The organism is Streptomyces longhuiensis, assembly GCF_020616555.1.
In the GTDB taxonomy this organism is placed as follows: Bacteria; Actinomycetota; Actinomycetes; order Streptomycetales; family Streptomycetaceae; genus Streptomyces; species Streptomyces longhuiensis.
On record NZ_CP085173.1, the window covers coordinates 7,806,410 to 7,830,163 of the forward strand.

Below are 23,754 nucleotides of genomic sequence, written 5' to 3' on the forward strand. Positions count from 1 at the left end.
TCGGGTCCCGACGGAACGTCTCGTCGGGTCAGACGCCCACGATGCGCCCGTCCTCCGCCACGACGACGAACTCCAGTCCTCCGCCCGTCACTTCGCCGCTTTGCGTGAGAACCGACTCCCAGCGGAACGTGACGACGTCGTTCAACTGCTGCGCGTGCGCGGCCGTCGCCCTGAACGTGTACTCGCCGGACGCCACGAACTCCTCGTGGGCCCGCGCCACCCGCGCCTCCAGCTCGTCGTGACCGCGCGCCTCCAGGGCGGCCGTGGGGAAGCCGAGGCGCACGGCCGTCTCCCGCAACTCCTGCGGCGGCAGCAGGGCGTGCACGCCGTCAGGGGACCACAGGGCGTGCACCGCCTTGCGGCGCAGCTCGGGGTCCCGCTCGTTCCAGACGGCCGCGTACCGGCCGGCCAGCTCCTGTGCGTCGATGTGCGGCATGGAATCGCTCGCTTTCTGTCCTGTCCCTGATGGCTGTTTGTGATGGGTGAACTCTGCGCGGCGGGGTGCGGCGCGACAATTCCCCGCAGGGAATGGCCCGTAGACCCCGCCGTCGGGTAGACACGGTCCGGTGACGACGCAGGCGGAACCGGCTGAGGCAGGGGCAGGGGCAGGGCTCTCGGGCAGGGCGGCGCAGGGCGGGCTCGGTGACGCGTTGCGCGAGTGGCGGGTGCGGCGGCGCGTCAGCCAGCTGGAGCTGGCCACGCGCGCGGGGACCACGCAGCGGCATGTCAGCTTCGTGGAGAGCGGCCGTTCGGTGCCGGGCCGCGCCATGGTCGTACGCCTGGCGGAGGCGCTGAAGGTGCCGCTGCGGGAGCGCAACGCCCTGCTCCTTGCGGCGGGTTACGCACCCGCGTACCAGGAGTCGCACTTCGGGGGCCCGCAGCTGTCCGCGGTCCGTACGGCCCTGGAGCGCGTCATGGAGGCGCATCTGCCGTATCCGGCGGTCATCATCGACCGGCGCGGGGATCTCGTCTCGCGCAACGAGGCCTTCGACGCGCTGACCGAAGGGGTCGATCCGGCGCTGCTCTCGGCGCCGGTGAACATCGCGCGCGTGCTGCTGCATCCGCGCGGCCTCGCGCCGCGGATCGTGAACCTGGACGAGTGGGCCTGGCACGTCATCGACGGACTGCACGACGAGTCCGTACGGAATTCCAACCGGGCTCTCACGGAGCTGGTCGCCGAACTGGAGGACATGGTGCCGGACCGGCCCCGACAGGCCGGTCCGGACTACCTCGGCTTCGCCGTCCCGCTGCGACTGCGCACGAAGTGGGGCGAGCTGCGCCTTCTGAGCACGCTCACCCACTTCGGGACGGCGGTCGACGTCACGCTCGCCGAGCTGAAACTGGAGGCGTTCCTACCCCTCGACCAGGAGACCGCCGCCCTCCTCGCCGACGCCATGGACGGGCGCCGGTGAGGTGCCGGCCTGGTCGAGCACCCCGTGCGCGTCCAGGGCGATCGCGCCGCCCGGGTGCACGAGCAGGGGATTGACCTCCAGTTCGGTCAGCTCCGGATGGTCGACGGCGGCCCGCGCGACCGCGCACACGGCGGCGGCCGCCGCGTCCAGATGCGCTCCGGGCGCGCCACGCCAGCCCGTCAGCAACGGCGCGTGCCGCAGCCGCAGGAGCAGGGCACGCGCGCGTGCGGGCGTGAGGGGTGCGAGGGCCAGCGCCGTGTCGGCGAGCAGTTCGGCGGTCACCCCTCCGATGCCGACCATGACGACGGGCCCGAACGACGGGTCGCGCCGCACACCGACGATCAGTTCGTGTCCGTACGGCGGTGTGGCCATCGCCTCCACGGCGTAGCGGTCCGCGCCCGTCGCCGCCTTCATACGGGCGAACGCGGCCCGCAAGGCGTCGGCGTCGGCGATGGACAGGGCGACCCCGCCCGCCTCGGTCTTGTGCGCGAGCCCCATCGCCTTGAGGACAACGGGATACCCCGTCCTGTGCTCCGCCGCCTCCACGGCACCGTCCGCATCGGTCACGAACTCGGCTGCGGAAAAGGCGAGTTGATAGGAAGTGAGCAGCTCCCGCACGCTCTCGTAACCGCCGTCCGCCAGCCTGTACGTCGCCGGGGCCGGCGGATCCTCGCGGGTGAGCGGAGGGGCCGCGAGGCGGGCCGCCGCGGCGACGGCGGTCGCGGCCTGCTCGATGCGCTCGTAGACGGGCACACCGCGCTGCCGCAGAACCGTCAGGGCGGGGGTGTCGCGGGCCATCGTGTGGACCACGAGGGCGCGCCCGGATGCGGCGGCGGCGTCCGCGAGGGCGTGTGCGACCTCGCATTCGCGGTCCGTCTGGGCCGGGTTGGCGGTCGCGTAGTCGCCGAAGTAGCCCGTGAGGACGACGGCGTCGGTGTCTCCCGAGTGCAGCAGAGTGCCGGCCACGCGCGCGTAGTTGCCGAGATCCGCCTCACCCGCGCCCGCCAGATCGACCGGGTTGCCGCACCCGGCTCCGCCCGGCAACTGCTCCGCGACCGCCTCGCGCGTGCCCTCCGCGAAGGCGGGCACGTCGAGACCCTGAGCGGCGAACGCGTCGGCGGCGAGGGCGCCCTGGCCTCCGCTGTCCCCGACCACGGCCACGCTCCGGAGGTGGGGCGAGGCGCCGGACCGGGCGTGCCCCGCACTCCGGTCGCGTACACCCTGCGCCAGCAAGTACACGGCCGTGTCGACCAGTTCGCCCGCCGTGTCGAGCAGGAGGGCGCCGGCATCGCGGCACACCGCCTCCACGGTGGCGCGCGCGCTCACCAGGGCGCCGGTGTGGGACGCGGCGGCGCGCCCGGACGCGGCGCTGCGCCCCACGGTCAGGAGCAGGACGGGCTTCCCGGCGGCGTGCGCGGCCGCCAGGACCTGTGCGAGCCGCCGGCCGTCGCGGAAGTCCTCGATGTACGCGGCGAGCGCTCTCGTGGGGCCGTGCGCGATCAGCGACTCCAGGGCGTCCGCCGCGTCGATGTCCCGCTGGTTGCCCAGTGAGACGAACCGGGAGAAGCCCTGCCCGGAGCGCGCGAGGAGACGGCCGATCTCCAGGGCGAGATTCCCGCTCTGGGACACGAGACCGAGGCCGCCGGAGGGGAACTCACCCCAACTGAGGCGTAGTTCGCTCGTCGTGTCCACCACGCCCATGCAGTTCGGGCCCAGCAGCCGCGCTCCCCGGGCGGTGACGAGCTCGGCGAGCGCCCGCTCCTCCTCGGCGGTGGCGCCGCCCGACGTGATCACGGTGAAACACCGGGCGCCCGCCGCGAGACCGTCCGTGACCACCGGCCGCACATGGCGGGGCGGCACGGCGACGACGACGTGTTCGGCCGGCACGGGCAGCGACGCGAGATCCGGCAGGAACGGTTCACCGTCCAGGGCGCCGCCGCGGTGGTTGACGAGGTGGACGGCCCGGCGGTCACGGCCCGACAGGGCCCCCGACGCCAGCCAGTAGCCCCACTTCTCCGGGTTGTCGGACGCCCCGACGACGGCGACCGACCGAGGGTCGAAGAGCGCGTCGAGCTCCACGCGCGCGTGCACGCCGGCGTCCGGCGCGGGCGTCACCTGTACCACCCGAACCGCTCCGCGATCACCGGAAGACGGTCCGCGACGATCGCGTGCGCGGCGGCACGCGGCGTCGTCCCGTCCGCCTCGGCCCGGGCCAGCATCTGGTCGATCAGCGCGCGCATGGAGCGCCGCGTGTACGCGAACGCCTCGTCCGCGTTGGCCTCGATGTCCCCGAAGAGGGTCCACCACCACCAGGCGTTCGTACCGGAGTTGACGACGACGTCGGGCAGGACGGTGATGCCGCGCCGCGCGAGCAGTTCCTCCGCCTCGGGCAGCACGGGCATGTTGGCTGCCTCGACGATCCAGCGCGCCGTGATCTGTTCCTGGTTCGCCGCGTCCACCGCGTACGACACGGCGGCGGGCACGAGGACCTCGGCGTCGGCCGACAGCCAGGCGTCGCCCGGCAGTTCACGGTCACCCTCGCGCAGCGCCGAACGGTCCACCGTCCCGTAGGCGTCACGGGCGGCGAGGAGCGCGTCCACGTCCAGGCCTTCGGGGTTGGCGACGGTGCCCTTCACGTCCGCGACGGCCACCACCCGCAGACCCGCGCGTGCCAGGAACCGGGCGGTCGCCCCGCCCATGGTGCCCAGGCCCTGCACGGACACCCGGGTCCCCTCGTACGGGACGCCCGCCCGGTCCAGGGCCGCGAGCACCGACTCGGCGACCCCGCAGCCGCCGACGAGTTCGTCGAGGCCGATGCCGTCGACATCGACCGCGAAGGCGTCGGCGAGGCGCCGGCGAGCGGCCGCCTCGTCGTCGAGCAGCGGGTAGACGGCCTGGATGGACGAGACGAGCCCGGCCTCCTCGGCCGCCCTGTCGACGAGGTCCTGGGTGAGCCCCAGGTCCTCGCCGGTCGTCCAGAAGGACTCGATGTAGGGCCGCATGGCCCGCAGGTAGCGCACGAGGACGCCGTACGCCTCCGGGTCCTGCGGGTCGCAGTCGATGCCGCCCTTGGCACCGCCCAGCGGGATGTAGCGGCCCTGCGGGTTGTAGTGCAGGGCCTCCTTCATCGTCATCCCGCGCGCGAGGCCGGCGACCTCGTCGAGGGTGCAGCCCTGACGCATCCGGAGCCCGCCGCTGGACACGCCGCGCACCAGCCGGTCGACGACGAGGTAGCCGTGCCTGCCGGTGACGTGGTCGGTCCAGGTGAGCGACATCAGGGGGGTGGCGGGCGCGGTCATGCGGTCTCCTCGGGGACGGTGAGCAGGGTGGGTCCGGGGGTGGCCAGGGCGCGGGTCAGGAGCGCGGCGAGTTCGCCGGGGGAGTGCGCGGGGGCACCCCTGCCGCCGAAGGCCCGCGCGAGGCCGGCGAGGTCCACGCGTGCGTGGTCGACGGCGGCCGGTGCGTCGCCGCGTGCGGCCATCTCGTCGCGGATCTCGCCGTAGCCACCGTTGTCGAACACGACGACGGGCAGCGGCAGTTGGAGCTGTGCGGCCGTGGCCAGCTCCTGCACGGAGAACTGGAGCCCGCCGTCCCCGCTGATCGCGATCACCTGCCGGTCGGGGCAGGCGGTCTTCGCGCCGATCGCGGCGGGCAGCGCGTAGCCGAGCGTGCCGAACCCGGTGGGGTGCAGATAGCGCCCCTCGGGGCCGACGGGGAGGTGCGGGAGCGCGCCGTAGTAGCAGCACTGGGCGCTGTCGGAGGTCACCACGGCATCGGCCGCGAGGACGCTCCTGATCGCTTCGAGATACGGCACCCAACGAGCGTCACGCGCGCGTGTCTCGTCGTCGCGTGCGGCGCGCACGGCGGACGTGGTCCGCGTGGCCGCGTCCGTGGACGCGGGGCCCGGCACCTTGGCGAGCCGCTCCTCGAGCGCCTGCATCGTGGCCTGCGCGTCGCCCACCAGAGCGACGTCCGAGGGGAGGCCCGCGTACATCTGCGCCGGATCGACGTCGACACGGATCAGTCTGCCGCCGAGCGCGGGCGGCGCGGACCACAGGTCCGACTCGGCGAGCTCCGTCCCGACGGCGAGCACGACGTCGCAGTCGGCCAGCCACTTCTGCACGGCGGGGCTGTGCAGGGACACACCGAGGGACAGCGCATGCCGTTCGTCGACGATGCCCTTGCCGTTCGCGGTGGTCGCCACCGGAGCGCCCAACTGCTCGGCCAGCGCCCGGCATTGCCCGGCAGCACCGCGGGCGCCGCCGCCCAGGACCAGGCCGGGGCGCATCGCGCCGGCGAGGAGGGCGGCCGCCGCGTCGAGCGACGGACCGTCCGCCGCGCGGGGCGCCGCCAGGGGAGCGCGCCGTACCGGCCCGGCGGACTCCGTCGCTTCGAGCAGGTCGAGCGGCACCTCGATGTGCACGGGCCGAGGCCTCTCCGTACGGAACAGGCTGAACGCGCGCGCCACCGCCGCCCCGATCTCCTCCACCGAGGACACCCGATGGCTGAAGGCCGCCACGTTCCGCAGTGCCTCCGTCTGGCTGCGCATCTCGTGCAGCAGGCCCGTCGACTGGCGCGGATGGCGCAGCGGCATGCCCGGCGAGACCACGAGGAGCGGCACGCTGTCCGAGTACGCCTGCCCGACTGCGGCCGCGATGTTCAGGAGAGCGGGCCCCGTCGTCGTGATCGCCACCCCGGGATCGCCCGTCACGCGCGCGTAGGCGTCGGCCGCGTACCCGGCGCCCTGCTCGTGACGCGGGGCGACATGCGTGATGCCGTACGCCGCCAAGTGCCGGTAGATCTCCAGGTTGTGGGTCCCCGGAATGCCGAACGCGGTGGAGACCCCATGGGAGGCGAGCGCCCTGACGAGCGCCTCGCCGCCGGTCGACGTCTGCGTCTGCTCCGTCACCGAATGCTCCGTCACCGTCTCCTCGGTCACAGCGACCTCGATATGACCAGGCGCATGATGTCGGAGGTGCCTTCCTCGATCTCCTCCAGCTTGGCGTCCCGCATCCACTGCTCGACCGGGAACTCCCGCGAGTAGCCCCAGCCGCCGAGCGTCTGCACGGCCGCCCAGGTGCAGTACGCCGCCGTCTCCGACGCGGTCAGCTTGGCCATGGCCGCCTCGGCGGTCGCGTCGAGTCCGGCGTCCAGACGCCGCGCGGCACGCCATGTCATCAGACGGGACTGCTCGATCCGCGTCCGCATGTCCGCGAGGCGGAACGCCACGGCCTGGTGCTCGATGATCGGCTTGCCGAACTGCACGCGCGTGCGTGCGTAGTCACGGGCGTACTCGTACGCGGCCCGCGCGACACCCGTGGCCGCCGCGCCCAGAACGGCGCGCGAGATGTCGAACGTCCGCATGAGGCCTGCGAAGCCCTGTCCCTCGTCGCCGAGACGGTCGGCGTCGGGCACGAACACGTCGGAGAAGAACACCTCGCGGCACACGATCGCGCGCTGGCCCATCTTGCGCATCGGCTCACCGAACGTGAGCCCCTCCGCGCCCTTGCGCAGCAGGAACGCCGTGACACCGCGCGAACGCTGCGACGGGTCGGTCTTGGCGAAGACGACGTACTGCTCGGCCTCGCCCGCGTTGGAGATCCATGCCTTCTGGCCGTTCAGGAGGTAGCCGCCCGCCGTGCGCGTCGCGGTCGTCACGATCGACGCGGCGTCGGACCCGGAGCCCGGCTCCGTCGTCGCCAGCGAGGTCATCGGGGTGTCGGGCCCGGCCAGCGGCGTCAGCCACGCGCGCTTCTGCTCCTCGGTGCCCAGCTCCATGACCGGGTCGGCGAAGAAGCCGTTCGAGCACAGGAGGTTGCCGATGCCCAGGTCACCGACGCACAGCTCCTCCTGGACGAGGACCTGCGTGAACACGTCGGTGAACCCGCCGCCCCCGTACTCCTCGGGCAGCATGAATCCGGTGATGCCGACCTTCGCGGCCGCGCGCCACAGATCCCAGGGCGTCTCCACGTCCGCCTCGTCCACGGCGCGCCCGCGCGGGCGGATCTCCTCACGCGCGAACGTCCTCGTGAGGTCCACGATGTCCCGCTGCTCCGGGGTGAGGGGGACCAGCTCGATGGGGAGCTCTGACACGGTGCCTCCAGAAACTGACGGATACCGACGAGGGGGTCGCGACCGGCGCGGATCACTGCCCCGATTACTGAATCGCCAGTCAGTATCCGAGCCCGTGAAGACCGATGTCAACGCAACGGCTACTGAATGATGGATCAGTTTTTTCGACGCCACGCGCAGCGGCTTCCGCCTGTCCGGCGCGCGGGGAGGCTCCGAGCGGGACACGCGCCGGGTGCCGACCGTGACGCCGAGTGACATCGGCGCCACGCAACCGGGGCGTGCCTTGGAATTCCTTGTGCGTCCAGGGCCCGGATCGGGCACTGTCGGCGGTGCCGCCCATAATGGAATCCCTGATCGGGAAACCCCGATCGATCCACCGGGAGGCGCTGTGTCACGTTCCCTGAGCTCCGGGCTCCGCCCGCTGCGGCCTGCCGCTTTCGGCGCGGACCCGGCGGGAGAGCGACTCGAGCGGATCCGGAGGTCGCCGAACTTCGCGGACGGCAGCTTCCAGAACCCGGTGGGCGCACGCACCCGGCCCGCGGGTTCCATGATCGAGTTCGCGAAGGTCTTCTTCGCCAAGGAGGGGCGCGTCCGCAGGGCGCCCGCCGGCACCGTCCCCGTGCACTCCACGACCCTCGCCGACCTCGCCAAGCCCCCGGCGAGCGGCCTGCGCCTCACCTGGATGGGGCACTCCAGCGTCCTCGCCGAGATCGACGGCCGCCGCGTGCTGCTCGACCCCGTCTGGGGCGAGCGCTGCTCCCCGTTCTCCTTCGCGGGCCCCAAGCGGCTGCACCCCGTACCGCTGCCGCTCGCCGCGCTCGGTCCGGTGGACGTCGTGGTGATCTCCCATGACCACTACGACCACCTGGACCTGCCCACGATCCGTGCGCTGGCCGACACGGACACGGTGTTCGCGGTGCCGCTCGGCGTCGGCGCGCACCTGGAGCACTGGGGCGTCCCCGCGGACCGCCTCCGCGAGCTCGACTGGAACGAGTCGACGAAGGTGGCGGGGCTGACCCTGACCGCCACGCCCGCGCGCCACTTCTGCGGCCGCGGCCTGCGCAACGAGCAGCACACCCTGTGGGCGTCCTGGGTCGTCGCCGGTCCCGAGCACCGCGTCTACCACAGCGGTGACACCGGCTATTTCCCCGGCTTCAAGGACATCGGCGAGGAGCACGGGCCGTTCGACGCGACGATGATCCAGATCGGTGCGTACAGCGACTTCTGGCCCGACATCCACATGCGTCCCGAGGAGGGCATGCGTGCCCACCTCGACCTCCAGGGCGGGCCCGGCGGCGGTCCCATGCTGCCGATCCACTGGGGCACGTTCAATCTGGCGCCGCACCCGTGGTCCGAGCCCGGCGAGGGCACGCTCGCGGCGGGACAGCGGGCCGGGGCCAAGGTCGCGCTCCCGTGCCCGGGCGAGCCCTTCGAACCCACGGCCGAGACGCTCCCCGTCCAGCCGTGGTGGCGCGGCGTCGCCACGCAGCCCGCGGAAGGCTGGCCCGAGACGGAGCCGGCGGACCGGCCGGACACCGGCGCGGCAGCTGGAAAGGGCGCGGGCGCCGGGGCCGGCTCCGGCGAGCAGGAGGCGGTACCGGCGGTCTGAGACGGTCGGACCGGGGCGGTCAGCGGTGCGCTCGACGCCCCGTCGAGCGAGCGGGACGGCAGGAGCGGGCCGCTCCTGCCGGGTCCTTGGGTCCACGGGGCCGGTGGGCCGCCGTATCACCGCGGGTCCGGTGGGTCGCCGACATACCTCCGCGAGTCCGGTGGGCCGCCGTACCCCCGGTGGCGTTCACCCGCCCAGCAGAACCGCCTTGTTGCGGGCCAGCCATGCGCGTTCCGCGTCGATCTCCTCGGCGTCGCCGCGCCGCAGCATCAGGTCCCACGGGGCCCTGCCGCGCCCGCCCTGCTCGCGGATGCGGGCCGCTTCGCGCACCTGCATGCGGTCCAGCGCCGCCAGCACCCGGTCCGGCCCGATGCCGCCGCCATAGGCCTCACAGAGGCCGAGGAACCGCTCGCGCACCGGGGCGCCGTCCGGGAAGCCGCAGCGAGCCTGCACCCCCACGTCACGCAGCGGCGCCGCGTACCAGGCGAGTTGGGCCAGATCGTCGACCGGCTCGCCGGGCTCCGCGAAGTCCCAGTCGATGAACCCCGCCAGCCGATCGCCGCTCCAGATGGAGTTCCACATCCCCAGATCGCCGTGGCGCACGATCAGGCCCGGGCGCCACCGCGCGTCCGGCGCGAACCACTCGGTGTCCCGCGGCGGCCGGAAGCCGCGAACGGCCTCGTGGTAGTCGCGGGCCCACCGCCCCAACTGCCTCAGCCCCTCCTCGCCTTTGAGGGCCGGCCCCCACGGATTCATCCCCGGCTCGCCGCGCAGCAGGGACAGCACCTCGCGGCCGCCCTCGTCGAAGCCCAGTACCCGCGGAGCGCCCTGGAATCCGGCCGCCTCGAGGTGGGCGAGCAGCGCGTGCACCAGCGGGGTCCAACGGCCTGGAGGGCGCCTGATGGTGTCGCCCACCCGCTGAACCGTCGTCACGGTGCCCTGGTCTGTCTCGCCGTCCTCGATCACGCCGGAGAGCGTATCGACAGGCCGGCGCCCGCAGCTGTTCGACGGCTGCTCCCGACAGGCGTCCGTCCCCACTGCGACGTCTCTCCGGCGATGGAACATCCGTACCCATGACCGATCGGGCGCCCGGCCCTGTTATCGGTCTGTCGTACGAAGCCTCATACCAGAGCGGGACCTTGGCCGCCGGACTTTGGCAACTGCCCACCGCATGTGAGCCGTCCCCGACTACCGTGTGTGCTCGCTGAGCGACGCAGCGGCGGCATTCCCACCCGCTCCCGGCCGGGAGCGCGATGCCGCCTGCCCGCCTCGCGCCGACCCGCAGGAGCCCCCACGTACGAGGACGCCGAATGTCTCACCTTCGCCCACCGGCCCCCCGCGCAGACCGCCGAGAGGGCGGTCGGCACGGCAGGCCGGGTGGCCGGTCCGTCCCCCCGCAGCCCGAGACCCACATACGGCCCCAGCTTCTGCGCCTTGCCGTACTTCCCCCGCTCGCCGTCGCCCTGAGCGGCAGCGCGGCCGTTCTCTTCACCGTCCGCTCCACGGGCGCCCGCCCCGGGCTCGCCCTCTGGGCCGTCCTCGCCGGAGCGTGCCTCGTCACCCTGGCCGGCATCGTGATCGCCGCCGTGGCCGCCGATCGGGCGGCCAGGACCGTACGCGAGCGGGTCGGTGTCCTGCGCCGTGCGAGTGCGCGCGGGCAGGGTGAACTGCGCGGTCTCGTCGAGCAGTTGCGTAAGGGGGAGGGGCCGCCGCCCCGCAGGCAGGCCCCCGCGGCCGGTCCGGGCGCCGACGAGTTCGAACTGCTGGCCGCGGACATGACGCGCGCCCAGGACGTGGCCGTCACCGCCGTCGTCCAGGCGTCCCAGCTCTCCAGCCACGCGGGCAGCGAACAGAAGGTCGAGGTCTTCGTCAATCTGGCCCGGCGCCTGCAGTCCCTCGTGCACCGCGAGATCTCGATCCTCGACGAACTCGAGAACGACGTCGAGGACCCCGACCTGCTCAAGGGCCTGTTCCACGTCGACCACCTCGCCACCCGGATCCGCAGGCACGCCGAGAACCTGGCCGTGCTCGGCGGCGCGGTGTCCCGACGCCAGTGGAGCCGCCCGGTCTCCATGACCGAGGTCATGCGGTCGGCCATAGCGGAGGTCGAGCAGTACTCACGGGTCAAGCTTGTCCCGCCGGTCGACGGGACCCTGCGCGGGCACGCCGTCGCCGACTGCATCCACCTGCTCGCCGAACTCGTCGAGAACGCCACCGTGTTCTCGGCCCCGCACACCCAAGTCCTGCTCCGCGCCAACACCGTCACGTCCGGTCTCGCCATCGAGGTCGAGGACCGCGGCCTCGGAATGCCCGTCACCGAGCAGCACAAGATGAACACGCTGCTGGCCGACCCGGACCAGGTCAACGTCGCGAGTCTCCTCCAGGACGGGCGCATCGGCCTCTTCGTCGTCTCGCAGCTCGCCCGCAGACACGGCATCACGGTCCGGCTCCAGAGCAATATCTACGGTGGTGTGCAGGCGGTCCTCGTCGTGCCGCAGAGCCTGCTCGGCGGCGACGAGATCGAGTCCGCGCCGAGGCCACGCAGCGCCGCGGACGCGACGGACGACAGCGCCCAGACCATGCACCAGCGGCACCAGGCGCATGAACGGCGACTCTCGCAACACCAGAGCCAGCAGGAACGGCAACACCAGCTCGAACAGCAGCCTCAGCCACAGTCCCACCGCCGGCCACCCCAGCCCCAATCCCAGCCCCAACCCCAGATCCAGCCCCAGATCCAGCCCCAGAACCAGCTCCACCGCCCCGCTCAGCCCGGCCTTCAGCCGTTCGACCCCCAGCAGTACCCGGCACCCCATCAACCCCCGCCGCCCCGAGAGACCCCGCACGCCGGCGTGGCCGTCGTCCCGCGGCAGCCTCAGGGCGGTGCCTCCGACGGCAGGCATTCCGGGGCGAACGGCGTCGCGCCGCCCCTCCCCCTGCGTACCGCCAGGGACGAGCGACGGACACCCGCCGACGCGCTGCCCGGCATCCGGTCCGAGGACCGGCAGGCCGGCGGGGAGCGCACGTCCGCCCTGCCGACCCCGGTCATCGGCGCCGTGCGCGGCACCATGGGCCGGCCCCAACTTCCCAAGCGTCGTGTCCAGGAACACCTCGCGCCGCAGCTGAGGGGTGGCCCGGCACAGCGGCAGGACCGCCCCGAGAACGAGGCGCCCGTACTGCACGACCCGGGTCTGATGGCGGCGTTCCAGCGCGGCATCGGGCTCGCGGAGGCGGCCGAGGCGCGGGACCTGACCCTCGGGGTGCGCGACCTGCCGGAGGCCGGTCCCCAGCCGACCGGCGGCCCCGCCACCGGGTCACTCGACGCCTACGAACCGGACGCACCGCACGACGGGAGCGATACGGCCGGATGACGTTCGCCCGCCACCGGTGCGCCCACCCCCCGAGCGCCCGCCAAGTGCCGCAAGCAGTACCGCACTTCCCACAGTCAACGCACCCCCAGCAGTCCACCAAGGAGTCGATCCCCCATGGCGAGCGATGTGCCGACGGGTCATGTGTCCGATCTCGACTGGTTGATGAGCGGCCTCGTCCAGCGTGTGCCGCACACCCGCAGCGCCGTCCTCCTCTCGTCCGACGGGCTGGTCAAGTCCGTCCACGGCCTCGACGCCGACAGCGCCGACCACATGGCGGCCCTGGCGTCGGGCCTGTACTCCCTCGGCCGTAGCGCGGGCGTCCGCTTCGGGGACGGGGGTGAGGTCCGGCAGGTCGTCGTCGAGCTGGACTCCACCCTCCTGTTCGTCTCCACCGCGGGCTCCGGCACGTGCCTCGCCGTGCTCGCCGGGCGTGAGGCCGACGCCGCGGTGCTCGGCTACGAGATGGCCATGCTGGTCAAGAGCGTGCGCCCGTACCTGATGACGGCACCCCGCCAGCACGCGGCCGAACCCACGGCGATGAGGAACTGAGCATGACGGCCCCGCAGGACGGGCCGTGGCTCGACGCAGCGGCCGGCCGCCTCGTCCGCCCGTACACGGTGAGCAACGGGCGGACGCAGCCGACCACTGTGCTGGATCTCCTGTCGCTGGTGATGGCGACCGGGGCCACCCCGCTCGGCTACTTGGGGCCCGAACACAGCGAGGCGCTCAAACTGTGTGCCCACCCCACATCGATCGCGGAGATCGCGGCCCATCTGAAACTCCCCGCCGCCGTCACGAAGGTCCTGCTGTCCGACCTCGTCGACTGCGGGGCGATCACCACCAAGCCCCCCACGTTCCACGACAACCCCACTGACCGGTCCCTACTGGAGGCAGTGCTCGATGGACTACGACGACAGCTCTGACGCCTTCCCCACCGCGCTGAAGATCCTGGTCGCGGGTGGCTTCGGTGTCGGCAAGACGACCTTCGTCGGAGCGGTCAGCGAGATCGCCCCGCTGAGCACGGAGGAGCTGCTCACCACGGTCAGCGCCGAGACCGACGACCTCGAAGGCATCGAGAACAAGGTCGAGACGACGGTCGCGATGGACTTCGGGCGGATCACCCTGGACCCGGAGCACGTGCTGTATCTGTTCGGCACGCCCGGGCAGGAGCGCTTCTGGTTCATGTGGGACGAGCTCTCCGAGGGGGCGCTCGGCGCGGTGATCCTCGCGGACACCCGTCGTCTCGAGGACTGCTTCGCAGCCGTCGACTTCTTCGAGGAGCGCGGCATGGGGTTCATCGTGGCCGTCAACGAGTTCGACGGCGCCTACCGCTACGACCCCGACGAGGTGCGGGCGGCCATCGACCTCGACCCGCAGGTGCCCGTCGTGCGGTGCGACGCCCGGATCTCCAGCTCGGGCATCCAGACCCTCCTCACCCTCGTCAGGCACCTCCTCGCCCACGCCCCCGCCCCGACGTACGGGGCCCGCACATGACGGCCTCAGACGGTGACCGTCCCGCCGTCGGGGAAGGTGATCCGCACCTGCCCGCCGTCCTCGGGGTCCGCCACGCATGAGATCGACTCGCGCAGGGCCTGCGGATGCACGACGTCGCGCGTCAGGACCGCGAGCGTGACGTGTACGCCGGATCCTCCGGGGTGGCCCGTCGAGCGGAGGTAGGGCGTCGCCGAGTGCGGGCCGTAGGCATTGGCCTCGACCTCCCGTGCGACACCGGCCTCCTCGTCCCAGCCGTGCAGCGCCACCACCGCGCTGGTCACCCCGGACTCCGTGCGCGTCAGCGCCCAGCCCGGTCCGCGCTCGGCGTGGACGCTGGTCTCGTCGGCGACCGCGTAGCCGCCCTCGCGCACCGTCACGCCCCCGGGAGCCTGCACCCGGTGCACGCGGATCTCCCACGGCCCGTGCAGCACGGTCGTCGACTCGATCGGGAACTCCTCGTCGAATCCCGGCAGCTGGGCGTCATGGCGGGACGAGGCGACGCGCCCCTCGCAGGAGATCGGGTGGATGCGGCGGCGGCGTGAGGGGGTGCCGTCCTCCGCGACGAGCGCCACATGATTGTCGACGCTCCGCTGCCAGGCGTGCGGGGCCGACTCGGGCGCCGTCGCCGTGGAGTAGGCGAGCTTCGCGTAGTGCGGATCGTCCGTGGCGGGACCTTCGAGCGGGTTGTGGTCGCTGCCGTGGTTGATCAGCCGCACGATCCCGTCGTGGGGCGTGCCGTGCAGCAGCCAGCCGGGCGCGGGCAGTGCCGTGTACTGCTCGGACCTCTCGACGGGCAGCTGCGCCTCGCGCTCGGTCCACACGGGATGGTCGGCGGGCAGCAGCAGCCCGAGGAACCCCTTGCTCGCCCAGTACGGCGAGGCGGGGCCCGAGTACGGCTGCGTCGTCGGCAGGAACGTCCCGTACCAGCCGAGCGGCAGCAGGCCCCGCTCGTCGGGGACGCCGCGCTCCACGAAGTGCCGCGCCGTGCCCGACGCGAGGCGCCGGGTGAGTCCCGGCTCCAGCGGGGTGCAGTTCGCGAGCGCGCCCATCCACACGGGCGCGGTGGCGGCGAAACGGTACGTCAGTGAGCGGCCCTGGTGCACGGGCGCGCCGTCACCGCCGAAGAAGTGAGGGTAGGTGGTGAGGAACTGCGACAGGCGCTCCCGGTAGACCTTCGCGCGGCCGCCGTCACCGTCCGGGCCGGCCATCCGCGCCCACAGCAGCGGGTACAGATGCATGGCCCAGCCGATGTAGTAGTCGAAGTTGCGGCCGTCTCCGTCGGTGTACCAGCCGTCGCCGACATACCAGTCCTCTATACGGTCCAGGCCGCCGTCGATGTCGTCCTGGCTGTACGGGGCTCCGACCGAGGCCAGGAACTGCTCCGAGACCACCTGGAACAGGCGCCAGTTGTTGTCCCAGGTGCGGCCGCCGACGAAGCCGGAGAACCAGTCCACGATCCGCTCCTGGACCCGGGAGTCGAGCTTGTCCCAGATCCAGGGGCGGGTCTCGTGCAGCCCGATCGCGATGGACGCGGCCTCCACCATCTGCTGGGAGCAGTCGGTGAGTTCGGGCCACGCCTCGCCGTCGAGGCCCGTGCCGCGGCCGCGGTCGGTGCCCGTTGTCAGACCTTCCGCGTAGCGTTCCACGAGTCGGGGATCCACGTCCCCGCCCGCGCCCGCTATACGGAAGGAGGCCAGCAGGAATGACCGCGCGAACCCTTCGAGCCCGTCCGACACGACGCCCGACCAGCTGGCCCGCCCCGGCAGCCGGTACTGCGCGAACCCAGGCGTCGCGTACGGGACGAGCGCCTCCAACTGCCGGTCGGCGAGCGTCTCCCAGTGGGCCCGCGTCCAGCCCGTGAGCGGGGACAGGACACGGTCGGTGGGCGGCAGTGAAAGGTGCGGTGCGGGCATCGGGGCGTGTCGCTCCTTGATCGGAAGTGGGCGGCCGGGGGTGACCCTATGCGCGCCTGGGACGGACGTCGACGGTCGGAACGGACGGACATGACCTCACGCGAGCTCCGCCGTGTGGCTGTGCCCGCGTGAGCCCGCGACGTCGACCGTCAGGACGGGCCGGCGGCCCGGGGTGAGCGTGATCGTGTCGTCGGCACGCGTCACCTTGCGTACGGGGAAGGGGAGTTCGACCGTGAGCGTCGACCCGGTGCGCCCGGGGTCGGCCACGGCGACCGCGACGGTGTCGCCGTGCCGCCGCACCAGGACGGTGCCGGGACCGGACGACGTGAGGCCGCCGACGCTGCCGGGACCCCAGAAGTGCGCGGCGAGGAGTCCGAGGCGGCGCGCCTCGACGGCTTGGACCGTGGCGTCGTTCGCCACGATCCGCACGGGCCGCGAGTGCGCCCAGACCCCGGTCGCCACGGCGCTCGCACCCGGCAGGAGCACATAGGCGTACGTGGAGTCGGTGGGGGAGGAGCCGTGGTCGAACCACAGCGTGACGTAGCGGCGGGTGACCGGGTCGGTGTCGCCGCCGGTGTCCGCGCCGGAGTTGAGGGCGCCCCAGGTGCCGGTACGTTCCTCCCGCAGCGCTCTCAGCGGGACGCCGCCGCCCGCTCTCCGTCCCGGATGGTCGGGAAAGACATAGCCGCCCGTGCCCTCCAGATGCGCCCATTCGGCTCCGGACAGCGATGCGGACCAGCCCTGCTCGCCAGGCTGCCGCCGCCCTTCCACCAGGAGGCGCGGCGCTCCGTCCGTACGCAGACTGCGGTTCTCGACGACCGTCTCGATCGTGCGGCCGTCGCTCGCGGTGATCCCCGCGCCGAGCGCGACGACCGCGTTGTCCAGGCAGAACCACGCCTTCCGCGCCCGCAGGGTGCTGCCGTCGGCGATGAGTTCCATGGCAGCCGCGCCATAGCGGTCCTGAAGGACGGCGCCGCCCGCCACGGCGTTCTTCGGGCGGTACGTTCCGGTGCCGGCCCCCGTGCCGAGGTCCGCACGCGCGCGCGTGTCCACCGTCGTGCCCGGCAGCCGGTACGGGTCGACGGTCGGCCAGAACCCGTCGCCGAACTGGCCGAGGTCGTCACCGTCGTACAGGTACGTCATGCCGTCGCCGGTGTACCAGCCGTGCAGGTTCTCACCATTGCCCGCCTCGTACGCCGCGATGCGCTTCGAGGAGAGCGACAGGGCGAGCGCCCAGCCGGGGCGCCGGTGCACCACGCGGTCCATGTCGGCGAACGAGAAGTGACCGGTGAGACGCTCCGCCGCCGGGATCGCCTTGTCGTCGAGGACCGCCTTCGCGCGCGCCAAGGCGGGGACGCCGACGAGACCCGCGTACGGACTGACCTTGTTGCGGCTGATCCACCCCTTGGCGAGCGCACGCCAGCGGTCGGCGTACGGGGCCGGGGCGCCCGCGGCGAGCTGAAGGATGTATGTCAGGGTGACGGCACCGTCGTTGTAGTCGCGGGCCCGCTCGCGGGAGATCGCCCGCCCGCGCAGCGCGTCCATCATCAGCCCGTCGAACACGACGGGCGAGAAGGACCGCTCCACCGCCTCGTAGAGCACCGACACCTTCGGGTCGTTCACGGCCCAGTCCGACCCGGCGAGCAGCGCGATCAGCTGCCCCGCACTGCCGAGCAGCACACTCCCGTACGTCCCCGTGTAGGCGACGCTGTCGTGCTGGACGAACGACCCGTCCTCGTAGAAGCCGTCGCCCGAGGTGACATAGGTGAACAGGCTGCGGCGTCCGCTGTCCCGCACGTCCGACAGGCCGTCGCGGGCCAGCGCGACGGTGGCCGCGTCCCGGGCGAGCAGTCCGCGCAGGGCCACGATGACGGCCTTGTCGGCGCGGTTCGCGCCGGTCTCGGAGAGGGAGGGGGAGTTGGTGCGGCGGTCGGGGTTCGGGCAGAACTTCGCGACGGTCGCGACGTATCCGGCCAGATCCGCGGCAGGCAGCTTCGACCGCAGGAGCACGCAGGTGTCCATCAGCGCTCGGGGTGCGCCGATCTCCCAGAACCACCAGTTGCCGGACTCGCCGCGGGCCGGGTTGTAGCCGGTGCTGCCCAGGAATCCCAGCGCCGCGACGAGTGCGTCGGCGACCTCGGAGCTGCCGGTCAGCGAGGTGCCCGGGGTCGCCCAGGCGGTGGCCAGGGTGCGCAGGCGCGGATAGCTCTGCCCGAACATTCCGGGGTCCGACGCGGGGGAGAGGTCGGCCCACAGCGCCTTCCTGCCCGCGCTGCGGTCGAGGTCCTTCCACCAGGCGGACGCCTGAGTGTCGAGGGCCTTGACGGCCGCCGCGAAGTCCGGATCGGCGGTGTCGAACGCGCCGCCGGTGAGCTGCTCCTCGGCGCGCGCCAGCAGTACGTCGAAAGCGTCGGCGGCAGGGGCGTCCGCCGCTTCCACGGCGTCCGCCGCCGTCGCGACGCCCGCTGTCAGGGGGAGCGCCGCCGCGGCGGTCGCGCCCGCGAGGGTCAGGGTCTGTCTGCGAGTGAGGTCCATGTTCGGTGGGTCCCCTCCGGGTCGGTCACGTCAGTCGGGTCAGTCGGTCAGCGTGGCCGGTTCGACGGTCGGCTTCGGCAGTTGGAGCGCGGCGATCTCGGCCAGTCCCGTGGCGTCGATGGGGAAGGCCCAGTCACGGACGAAGAAGTCCGTGAGGTCGCGGCCGGAGACCCGGCTGGCGTAGGTCGACAGGGCGCGATACCGCTTGGCGGTCTCGGTGTAGTCGGACTGCGGGTTCTCCTCGCGCACAAGCCGGTGCAACCGCGGCCAGAAGTCGTCGCCGAAGGCCAGCTCCAGCTGCCGCAGCGGCACGAGCTTCTCGTAGGCGCCGAAGGACTTCTCGTACGTCAGCCCGTCCGTGCCGAACTTCGCGTGTGCGGACTGGAAGGGGTTGAGGCCGGTCTTCGGGTCGACGGTCAGAAGGTTCGACGGCTGGCTCAGGGCCCGCTGCACCGCGAGCGAGTAGATGTTGACCGTGACCTCGGTCAGGCCCGTCGGCTTGTACGCCATCTGCTGATGCAGGTGCCCGAGTTCGTGGTAGAGGCCCCAGCCTCGGGTGCGCAGTCCGTCGACGGTGGTGGCGCGGTCGAGATAGGCGCGCGGGAAGCCGTTGTAGCCGTGCGTGGCGTAGGCGCCGACGCCGGACGGGACCACCGACACCTCGGTGAAGTGATAACCGCCCGCCTTCGGCCGGTGCACCGGCTTCGACCCGTCGAGCCCGCTGATCCGCGACTCGGCCTCGATGATCTCCTCGACGAGCCGGAGCAGCGCCGCGTGGTCCTGGTCGCGGTACAGGAGTGCGCCGTCGCGCGTGAGCGTCATGATGGTGCGCGGCGCGTGCAGCTCGACCACCGGCACGTCGGTGAGGGTGTCCAACTGCCGCTGGTAGTCGGCCTCGGAGGTGTGGCCGAGCCTGAAGACAGGCATCGGGGTGGCGCCCGCCCTGAACTTCACGGCGGCGCGTTCGCCGTGGCCTTCCAGGGAGAAGTAGACGGGACCGCCGTGCGGGTCGGTGACCGTGTTGGCGCCGGGCTTCAGCGCATAGCTGCGCGGCTCCGTCACCGTGCCGTAGTAGTCCCACTGCCCGATCCAGAGCGTGGGCACGAGGTCGTCGTGAGGCAGCACGTCGAAGCGCAGCGCGGTCCCGGCCGGGACGTACTGCCCGGTCGGCTGGAACTCGGTGGCGCGCAGGGCCTGTCCGAGGCGGAGGCGCTCGGTCTCGGCGGAGGGGCGTGCGATGAGCGGGACGGTGGCACCGCCCGGGGCGTGGGCACTTGCGGTGCCGGTGCCGAGGAGGGTGGCGGCTCCCGCGCCGGCCAGGGTGGCGAGCACCGCACGACGGGAGAAGCCCGAGGTGGCAGGGGTGTCGGCGGGGACAGCGGCGTCGGCCGAGGCGGCGGAGGACATACGGGCAGGGCGCATCCAGAGACTCCCATGGGGATCAACAGCATCGGAGTGATGTGCGGGCTGCGCGCCAGCATGTAAGCGTTTGCTATCCCGCCGCAAGAGGGTCCGGCAAGTTTCTGTCTGTTACTACGACGTCAGGGAGGAAACCGGTGAACAGTGGTGGGCGGAGAGCCGCCGAATGGCTCCGGACGGCATGCTGTGAGCCGGGGCGTCGCAAGGCGGACCAGGACGTCGCGAGGCCGGCACCGCCGGACCCGGACGTCGTGAGCCGGAGCGTCGTAAGCCGGACCTGGACGTCGTGAGCCGGAGCGTCGTAAGCCGGCCCCGGACTTCGTGAGCCCGGACGTCGTGAGCCGCGGCGCCGCAAGCCGAACCGGAACGCCTCAAGGCGAAGCACCTCAAGGCGAGGCGCCTTGAGCCGAGTCACCCCAAGCCGAGGCGCCTTGTGCCGAGTCACCCCAAGCCGGGACGCAGTTCACCCCCGGCGCCGGCGCACCCCACGCGGCGCCGCCACGGAATCGCGTACCACCAGATGCGTACCGAGGCGCAGCGTGCCCGTCGTCGGGGCCCGCCAGTCGTCCTCGTCGCCGCCCGCGAGGGCGACGCGGACGGCCTGGCGGCCCATCTCCTCGAGCGGGATGTGCACGGTGGTGAGGCGCGGTCGCAGCTCCTGTGCCACGGGCACGTCGTCGTAGCCGACCAGGGAGACGTCCTGCGGCACCCGCATCCCGGCCTCCTCCAGGGCCTGGGCCGCGCCCGCCGCCACGATGTCGTTGGCCGCGAAGACGGCGGTGAACTCCGGTCCCTCGCGCAGCAGTTCCGTCATCCGGCGGTGGCCGAACTGGCGGCTGAACGCCCCGGGCTGCACGAGCGCCGGATCGCGCGGCAGCCCACGCTGCTCCAGGGCGCGACGGTGGCCGGCGATCCGTTCCTTGGTGGTGGAGAGCCCCGGCGGCCCGCCCAGGTACAGGATTCGTTCGTGGCCCTCGGTCAGGAGGTGGTCGGTGATCGCGAAGGCGCCGCCCTCGTTGTCGTACTCGACCCCGACCGTGGGCGCGTCCTTGCCGAGGGAGGGGCGGCCGCACAGCACGAGCTTCGAGCCGCCGGCGTCCAATTCGCGGGCGCGGCGTTCGAGTTCGGTGCGGTAGCCGCGGTCGGCGACGCTGCCGCCGACGAGGATCACCGCGTCGGCGCGGCGCTCGTGCATCAGCTCGATGAAGGCCAGCTCGCGCTGCGGGTCGCCCTGGGTGCTGCAGACCAGGCAGAGCCGGCCGCCCGCCGTCGCCTCGCGTTCCACGCCACGCGCGATGTAGGCGTAGAAGGGGTCGACCACGTCGCTGATGATGATGCCGACGGTGCGTCCGGAGACACCGGCCAGGGCGCGGGCGTGGGCGTTGACCACATAGCCCAGCTCCTCCATGGCCTCCTCGACGCGCTCGCGGGTGGCTGCCGCGACCGGGTAGTTGCGGTTCATCACGCGGGACACGGTCGCGGTCGACACGCCCGCGAGACGCGCCACGTCCACGACGGTCGCGCGCCGTCCGTTCGCCGTAGAGCCCTGCCGGGGCATCCGGACCTCCCCCTGGTCGTCGTGGTCGTCCTGACCGTCCTGGTCACCGGTCTGCGCGGAGGGCCCCGCGACCTGTCCCGCGACCCTCCTGTGCGCAGAGCCTATGGCGTCCACGGAGCCCCCGCTCACGCGATCCGCTCCAGTTCCTCCAGGAGGACCGGGTGGTTGAGCGGCACCCCGCGCGCGTAGCGGGCGAGTTCGTCGACCGCGAGCGCGCCGAGCCGCCCCACCTCGTTGCCCTGCGCCCCCGCCAGGTGCGGGGTGATGAAGACGTTGGGCAGGTCCCACAGGGGGTGGTCGGCGGGCAGCGGCTCGGGGTCCGTGACGTCGAGTACGGCGTCGATCCGGCCGCTGACCAGGTGCGCGGTGAGGGCTTCGGTGTCGACGAGTGGGCCGCGTGCCGTGTTGATCAGCAGGGCGCCCGGGCGCATCAGCGCGATGCGCCGCTCGTCGAGCAGGTGGTGGGTGAGGGGAGTGGACGGCGCGTGCAGGGTCACGACGTCACTGGTCGCGACGAGGGTGTCGAGGTCGGTGCGGGTGGCCCCGAGCAGCTCCGCCTCGGCGTCGCTCACGTACGGGTCGTGGAGCAGTACGTCGGCGTCGATGGAGCGCAGCAGCTGGATGACCCTGCGTCCGGTGCGTGACGCGCCGACCACGCCGACGGTGATGCCGTGCGTGCCGAGCCAGTGGTGGCGGTCGAGGTCGGCCGCAGTGCGGTGGGAGCGGCGGGTGTGGAACAGCTGGGCGAGCGGGAAGGCCCGCTTGGCGCCCATGATGATCGCCGCGAGGGTGAACTCCGCGACGGGTACGGCGTTGGCGGCCGCGGCGGACGACACCGCGATGCCGCGCCCGTACGCCTCGGGGGTCAGGAACGTCTTGACCGTGCCCGCCGAGTGGATCACCGCGCGCAGCCGCGGCGCCCGGTCGAGCACGGCCGTGTCGATGTGCGGGCAGCCCCAGCCGGTCAGCAGGACCTCGCACTCGGCGAGCGCGGCCACCGCCTCGGGACTCCCGAACTCGCCCACCACCTGTGGCGGCCGGATGTCCGCGGACTCCTCGAGCCGGAGCCGTACGGCGGGCGGAAAGACGTCGTCGAGCAGCCCCGCGTCCATCGCCAGGACGGTACGGGGCCTGCGTGGGGGCCGTGTGGAGCCGGCGGAGTCGGCCTGGACCGGCGACTCGTCAGTGGTACGCACCCTGCCTCCGGACAGTAAACGTGTTCTATGAAGTCACCGCACGCTAGGGATCACGAGGGGGGAGCGTCAAGCATGCCGACCCTGACCCTTGACCGCCTTAACCCGAGATAGCGCCAAATACCCGTCAGGAACGGTCAGTTGAAAAACTCGCTTAACCCAGGTGTTGCCCGGACCTATTGACGTGAGGGGTAACCGATTACTAACTTGCCGCCCCATGGCTGACACAACGCCCTCCCCGCCACAGGCCGTTCACCGCCTCTCGCTGGGGCAGCGGCTCAAGCGGGACAAGGTCATGCTGCTGCTGACCCTGCCGGGCCTGCTCTATTTCTGCGTGTTCCACTACGTACCGCTCCTCGGCTACGTGGTGGCGTTCCAGGACTACCAGCCGTATCTGGGCTACATGCACAGCGCCTGGGCGGGCGTCTCGAACTTCACGTCCGCCTTCGCCGACCCGGCGTTCTGGTCGGCGACCGGCAACACGCTGAAGATCGCGCTCGTCCAGCTGGTGTTCTTCTTCCCGGTCCCCATCGCCCTCGCGCTGCTGCTCAACAGCATCGTCAGCGACAAGGTCCGCCGGTTCGTGCAGAGCGTCGTCTATCTGCCGCACTTCATCGGCTGGGTCATCATCGTCTCGATCTTCCAGCAGATCCTCGGCGGCGCCGGCGTCCTGCCCGACCTCCTCGGCCAACTCGGCCTGCCCCGCTACGACATGACGACCGACCCGGCCGCCTTCCCCTGGCTCCTCACCCTCCAGGTGGCCTGGAAGGATGCGGGCTGGGGCACGATCATCATGCTCGCCGCCCTGCTCAACATCGACCGTGGCCTGTACGAGGCCTCGGCGATCGACGGGGCGGGGCGCGCCCGGCGCCTGTGGCACGTCACGCTGCCCGGCATCTCCCCGGTGATCATCCTGCTCCTGATCCTCAACCTGGGGCAGATCCTCTCCGTCGGCTTCGAGCAGATCCTGCTCCAGCGCGACGCGGTCGGCCCCGCCGCCGGTGAAGTCCTCGACACCTACGTGTACTTCCACGGGATCAAGAACAACGACTGGGGCACGTCGGCCGCCGTAGGACTGGTCAAGGCGGTCATCGGCACCGTCCTCGTCCTCGGCGCCAACAAGTTCGCCCACCGGCTCGGCCACGAAGGGGTGTACCGCGGTGCTGACCGCTGAGACGCAG

18 protein-coding genes are annotated in these 23,754 nt (G+C 72.3%); 7 read left to right on the forward strand and 11 right to left on the reverse strand.

Annotated elements, in window-relative coordinates:
• Window positions 1–28: 28 nt before the first annotated feature.
• Window positions 29–436: a hypothetical protein gene (locus LGI35_RS35575; RefSeq protein ID WP_227298378.1), complete on the reverse strand. Its 408-nt coding sequence runs from the start codon at window positions 434–436 to the stop codon at window positions 29–31.
• A gap of 130 nt (window positions 437–566) precedes the next feature.
• On the opposite strand from LGI35_RS35575, the gene LGI35_RS35580 reads away from it, so the two are divergent.
• Window positions 567–1,412, forward strand: coding sequence for a helix-turn-helix domain-containing protein (locus LGI35_RS35580; protein ID WP_376223125.1), 846 nt, complete (start codon window positions 567–569; stop codon window positions 1,410–1,412).
• Here the strand turns inward: LGI35_RS35580 and LGI35_RS35585 are convergent.
• Genes LGI35_RS35585 through LGI35_RS35600 form a run of 4 tightly spaced genes read right to left on the reverse strand, consistent with a single transcriptional unit; the run spans window position 1,353 to window position 7,505 of the window.
• Complete coding sequence (locus LGI35_RS35585) at window positions 1,353–3,527, reverse strand: acetate--CoA ligase family protein (RefSeq protein WP_227298379.1); 2,175 nt, start codon at window positions 3,525–3,527, stop codon at window positions 1,353–1,355. The two genes, LGI35_RS35580 and LGI35_RS35585, sit on opposite strands and share 60 nt — an antisense overlap.
• Complete coding sequence (locus LGI35_RS35590; protein ID WP_227298380.1) at window positions 3,524–4,711, reverse strand: glutamate dehydrogenase; 1,188 nt, start codon at window positions 4,709–4,711, stop codon at window positions 3,524–3,526. The genes LGI35_RS35585 and LGI35_RS35590 overlap by 4 nt, the downstream gene beginning before the upstream one ends.
• Complete coding sequence (locus tag LGI35_RS35595; protein ID WP_227298381.1) at window positions 4,708–6,321, reverse strand: 5-guanidino-2-oxopentanoate decarboxylase; 1,614 nt, start codon at window positions 6,319–6,321, stop codon at window positions 4,708–4,710. The genes LGI35_RS35590 and LGI35_RS35595 overlap by 4 nt, the downstream gene beginning before the upstream one ends.
• A 26-nt stretch (window positions 6,322–6,347) precedes the next feature.
• Window positions 6,348–7,505, reverse strand: a complete 1,158-nt coding sequence (locus tag LGI35_RS35600) for an acyl-CoA dehydrogenase family protein (protein WP_227298382.1) — start codon at window positions 7,503–7,505, stop codon at window positions 6,348–6,350.
• Window positions 7,506–7,872: 367 nt separating this feature from the next.
• On the opposite strand from LGI35_RS35600, the gene LGI35_RS35605 reads away from it, so the two are divergent.
• On the forward strand, window positions 7,873–9,093 hold the full coding sequence (locus LGI35_RS35605) for an MBL fold metallo-hydrolase (protein WP_227298383.1): 1,221 nt from the start codon (window positions 7,873–7,875) through the stop codon (window positions 9,091–9,093).
• A gap of 186 nt (window positions 9,094–9,279) precedes the next feature.
• On the opposite strand, the gene LGI35_RS35610 is transcribed toward LGI35_RS35605, so the two are convergent.
• Entirely contained in the window at window positions 9,280–10,059 is a 780-nt protein-coding gene (locus tag LGI35_RS35610) for a phosphotransferase (protein ID WP_227298384.1), read from the reverse strand.
• A 344-nt stretch (window positions 10,060–10,403) separates the two neighbouring features.
• On the opposite strand from LGI35_RS35610, the gene LGI35_RS35615 reads away from it, so the two are divergent.
• The 4 genes from LGI35_RS35615 to LGI35_RS35630 all read left to right on the forward strand — a co-directional run bounded on the left by LGI35_RS35615 (window position 10,404) and on the right by LGI35_RS35630 (window position 13,955).
• On the forward strand, window positions 10,404–12,461 hold the full coding sequence (locus LGI35_RS35615; RefSeq protein ID WP_227298385.1) for a sensor histidine kinase: 2,058 nt from the start codon (window positions 10,404–10,406) through the stop codon (window positions 12,459–12,461).
• Between the two features lie 114 nt (window positions 12,462–12,575).
• A complete protein-coding gene (locus tag LGI35_RS35620; RefSeq protein WP_100591713.1) occupies window positions 12,576–13,010 on the forward strand; it encodes a roadblock/LC7 domain-containing protein in 435 nt (144 codons plus the stop codon).
• 2 nt (window positions 13,011–13,012) lie between these two features.
• The gene (locus LGI35_RS35625) at window positions 13,013–13,384 is read left to right on the forward strand and encodes a DUF742 domain-containing protein (RefSeq protein ID WP_227298386.1); all 372 of its coding nucleotides are present in this window, start codon (window positions 13,013–13,015) and stop codon (window positions 13,382–13,384) included.
• Window positions 13,362–13,955 carry a GTP-binding protein gene (locus tag LGI35_RS35630; protein WP_116507536.1) on the forward strand — a complete coding sequence of 198 codons (594 nt, stop codon included), beginning with the start codon at window positions 13,362–13,364 and terminating at the stop codon, window positions 13,953–13,955. The genes LGI35_RS35625 and LGI35_RS35630 overlap by 23 nt, the downstream gene beginning before the upstream one ends.
• A gap of 5 nt (window positions 13,956–13,960) precedes the next feature.
• On the opposite strand, the gene LGI35_RS35635 is transcribed toward LGI35_RS35630, so the two are convergent.
• The 5 genes from LGI35_RS35635 to LGI35_RS35655 form a co-directional block, all read right to left on the reverse strand.
• Window positions 13,961–15,868 (reverse strand): DUF2264 domain-containing protein, encoded by a 1,908-nt coding sequence (locus LGI35_RS35635; RefSeq protein WP_227298387.1) that lies wholly within the window; start codon window positions 15,866–15,868, stop codon window positions 13,961–13,963.
• 96 nt (window positions 15,869–15,964) lie between these two features.
• Complete coding sequence (locus tag LGI35_RS35640) at window positions 15,965–18,403, reverse strand: polysaccharide lyase 8 family protein (RefSeq protein ID WP_227298388.1); 2,439 nt, start codon at window positions 18,401–18,403, stop codon at window positions 15,965–15,967.
• 39 nt (window positions 18,404–18,442) lie between these two features.
• On the reverse strand, window positions 18,443–19,825 hold the full coding sequence (locus tag LGI35_RS35645) for a M60 family metallopeptidase (protein ID WP_227298389.1): 1,383 nt from the start codon (window positions 19,823–19,825) through the stop codon (window positions 18,443–18,445).
• Between the two features lie 460 nt (window positions 19,826–20,285).
• The gene (locus tag LGI35_RS35650; RefSeq protein WP_227300671.1) at window positions 20,286–21,380 is read right to left on the reverse strand and encodes a LacI family DNA-binding transcriptional regulator; all 1,095 of its coding nucleotides are present in this window, start codon (window positions 21,378–21,380) and stop codon (window positions 20,286–20,288) included.
• 125 nt (window positions 21,381–21,505) lie between these two features.
• Entirely contained in the window at window positions 21,506–22,492 is a 987-nt protein-coding gene (locus LGI35_RS35655; RefSeq protein ID WP_227300672.1) for a hydroxyacid dehydrogenase, read from the reverse strand.
• A 298-nt stretch (window positions 22,493–22,790) separates the two neighbouring features.
• Here LGI35_RS35655 and LGI35_RS35660 point away from each other — a divergent pair, with 298 nt between their 5' ends.
• A complete protein-coding gene (locus LGI35_RS35660; RefSeq protein ID WP_227298390.1) occupies window positions 22,791–23,747 on the forward strand; it encodes an ABC transporter permease in 957 nt (318 codons plus the stop codon).
• The last annotated feature ends 7 nt before the right edge of the window (window positions 23,748–23,754 follow it).

Excerpts from the sequence above, each read along its gene's own strand:
- LGI35_RS35650 (WP_227300671.1), bottom strand. The coding sequence starts at position 21,380 with ATGCCCCGGCAGGGCTCTACGGCGAACGGACGGCGCGCGACCGTCGTG.
- LGI35_RS35615 (WP_227298385.1), top strand. The coding sequence starts at position 10,404 with ATGTCTCACCTTCGCCCACCGGCCCCCCGCGCAGACCGCCGAGAGGGC.
- LGI35_RS35620 (WP_100591713.1), top strand. The coding sequence starts at position 12,576 with ATGGCGAGCGATGTGCCGACGGGTCATGTGTCCGATCTCGACTGGTTG.
- LGI35_RS35640 (WP_227298388.1), bottom strand. The coding sequence starts at position 18,403 with ATGGACCTCACTCGCAGACAGACCCTGACCCTCGCGGGCGCGACCGCC.
- LGI35_RS35635 (WP_227298387.1), bottom strand. The coding sequence starts at position 15,868 with ATGCCCGCACCGCACCTTTCACTGCCGCCCACCGACCGTGTCCTGTCC.
- LGI35_RS35575 (WP_227298378.1), bottom strand. The coding sequence starts at position 436 with ATGCCGCACATCGACGCACAGGAGCTGGCCGGCCGGTACGCGGCCGTC.
- LGI35_RS35630 (WP_116507536.1), top strand. The coding sequence starts at position 13,362 with ATGGACTACGACGACAGCTCTGACGCCTTCCCCACCGCGCTGAAGATC.
- LGI35_RS35590 (WP_227298380.1), bottom strand. The coding sequence starts at position 4,711 with ATGACCGCGCCCGCCACCCCCCTGATGTCGCTCACCTGGACCGACCAC.
- LGI35_RS35660 (WP_227298390.1), top strand. The coding sequence starts at position 22,791 with ATGGCTGACACAACGCCCTCCCCGCCACAGGCCGTTCACCGCCTCTCG.
- LGI35_RS35645 (WP_227298389.1), bottom strand. The coding sequence starts at position 19,825 with ATGCGCCCTGCCCGTATGTCCTCCGCCGCCTCGGCCGACGCCGCTGTC.
- LGI35_RS35625 (WP_227298386.1), top strand. The coding sequence starts at position 13,013 with ATGACGGCCCCGCAGGACGGGCCGTGGCTCGACGCAGCGGCCGGCCGC.
- LGI35_RS35655 (WP_227300672.1), bottom strand. The coding sequence starts at position 22,492 with ATGGACGCGGGGCTGCTCGACGACGTCTTTCCGCCCGCCGTACGGCTC.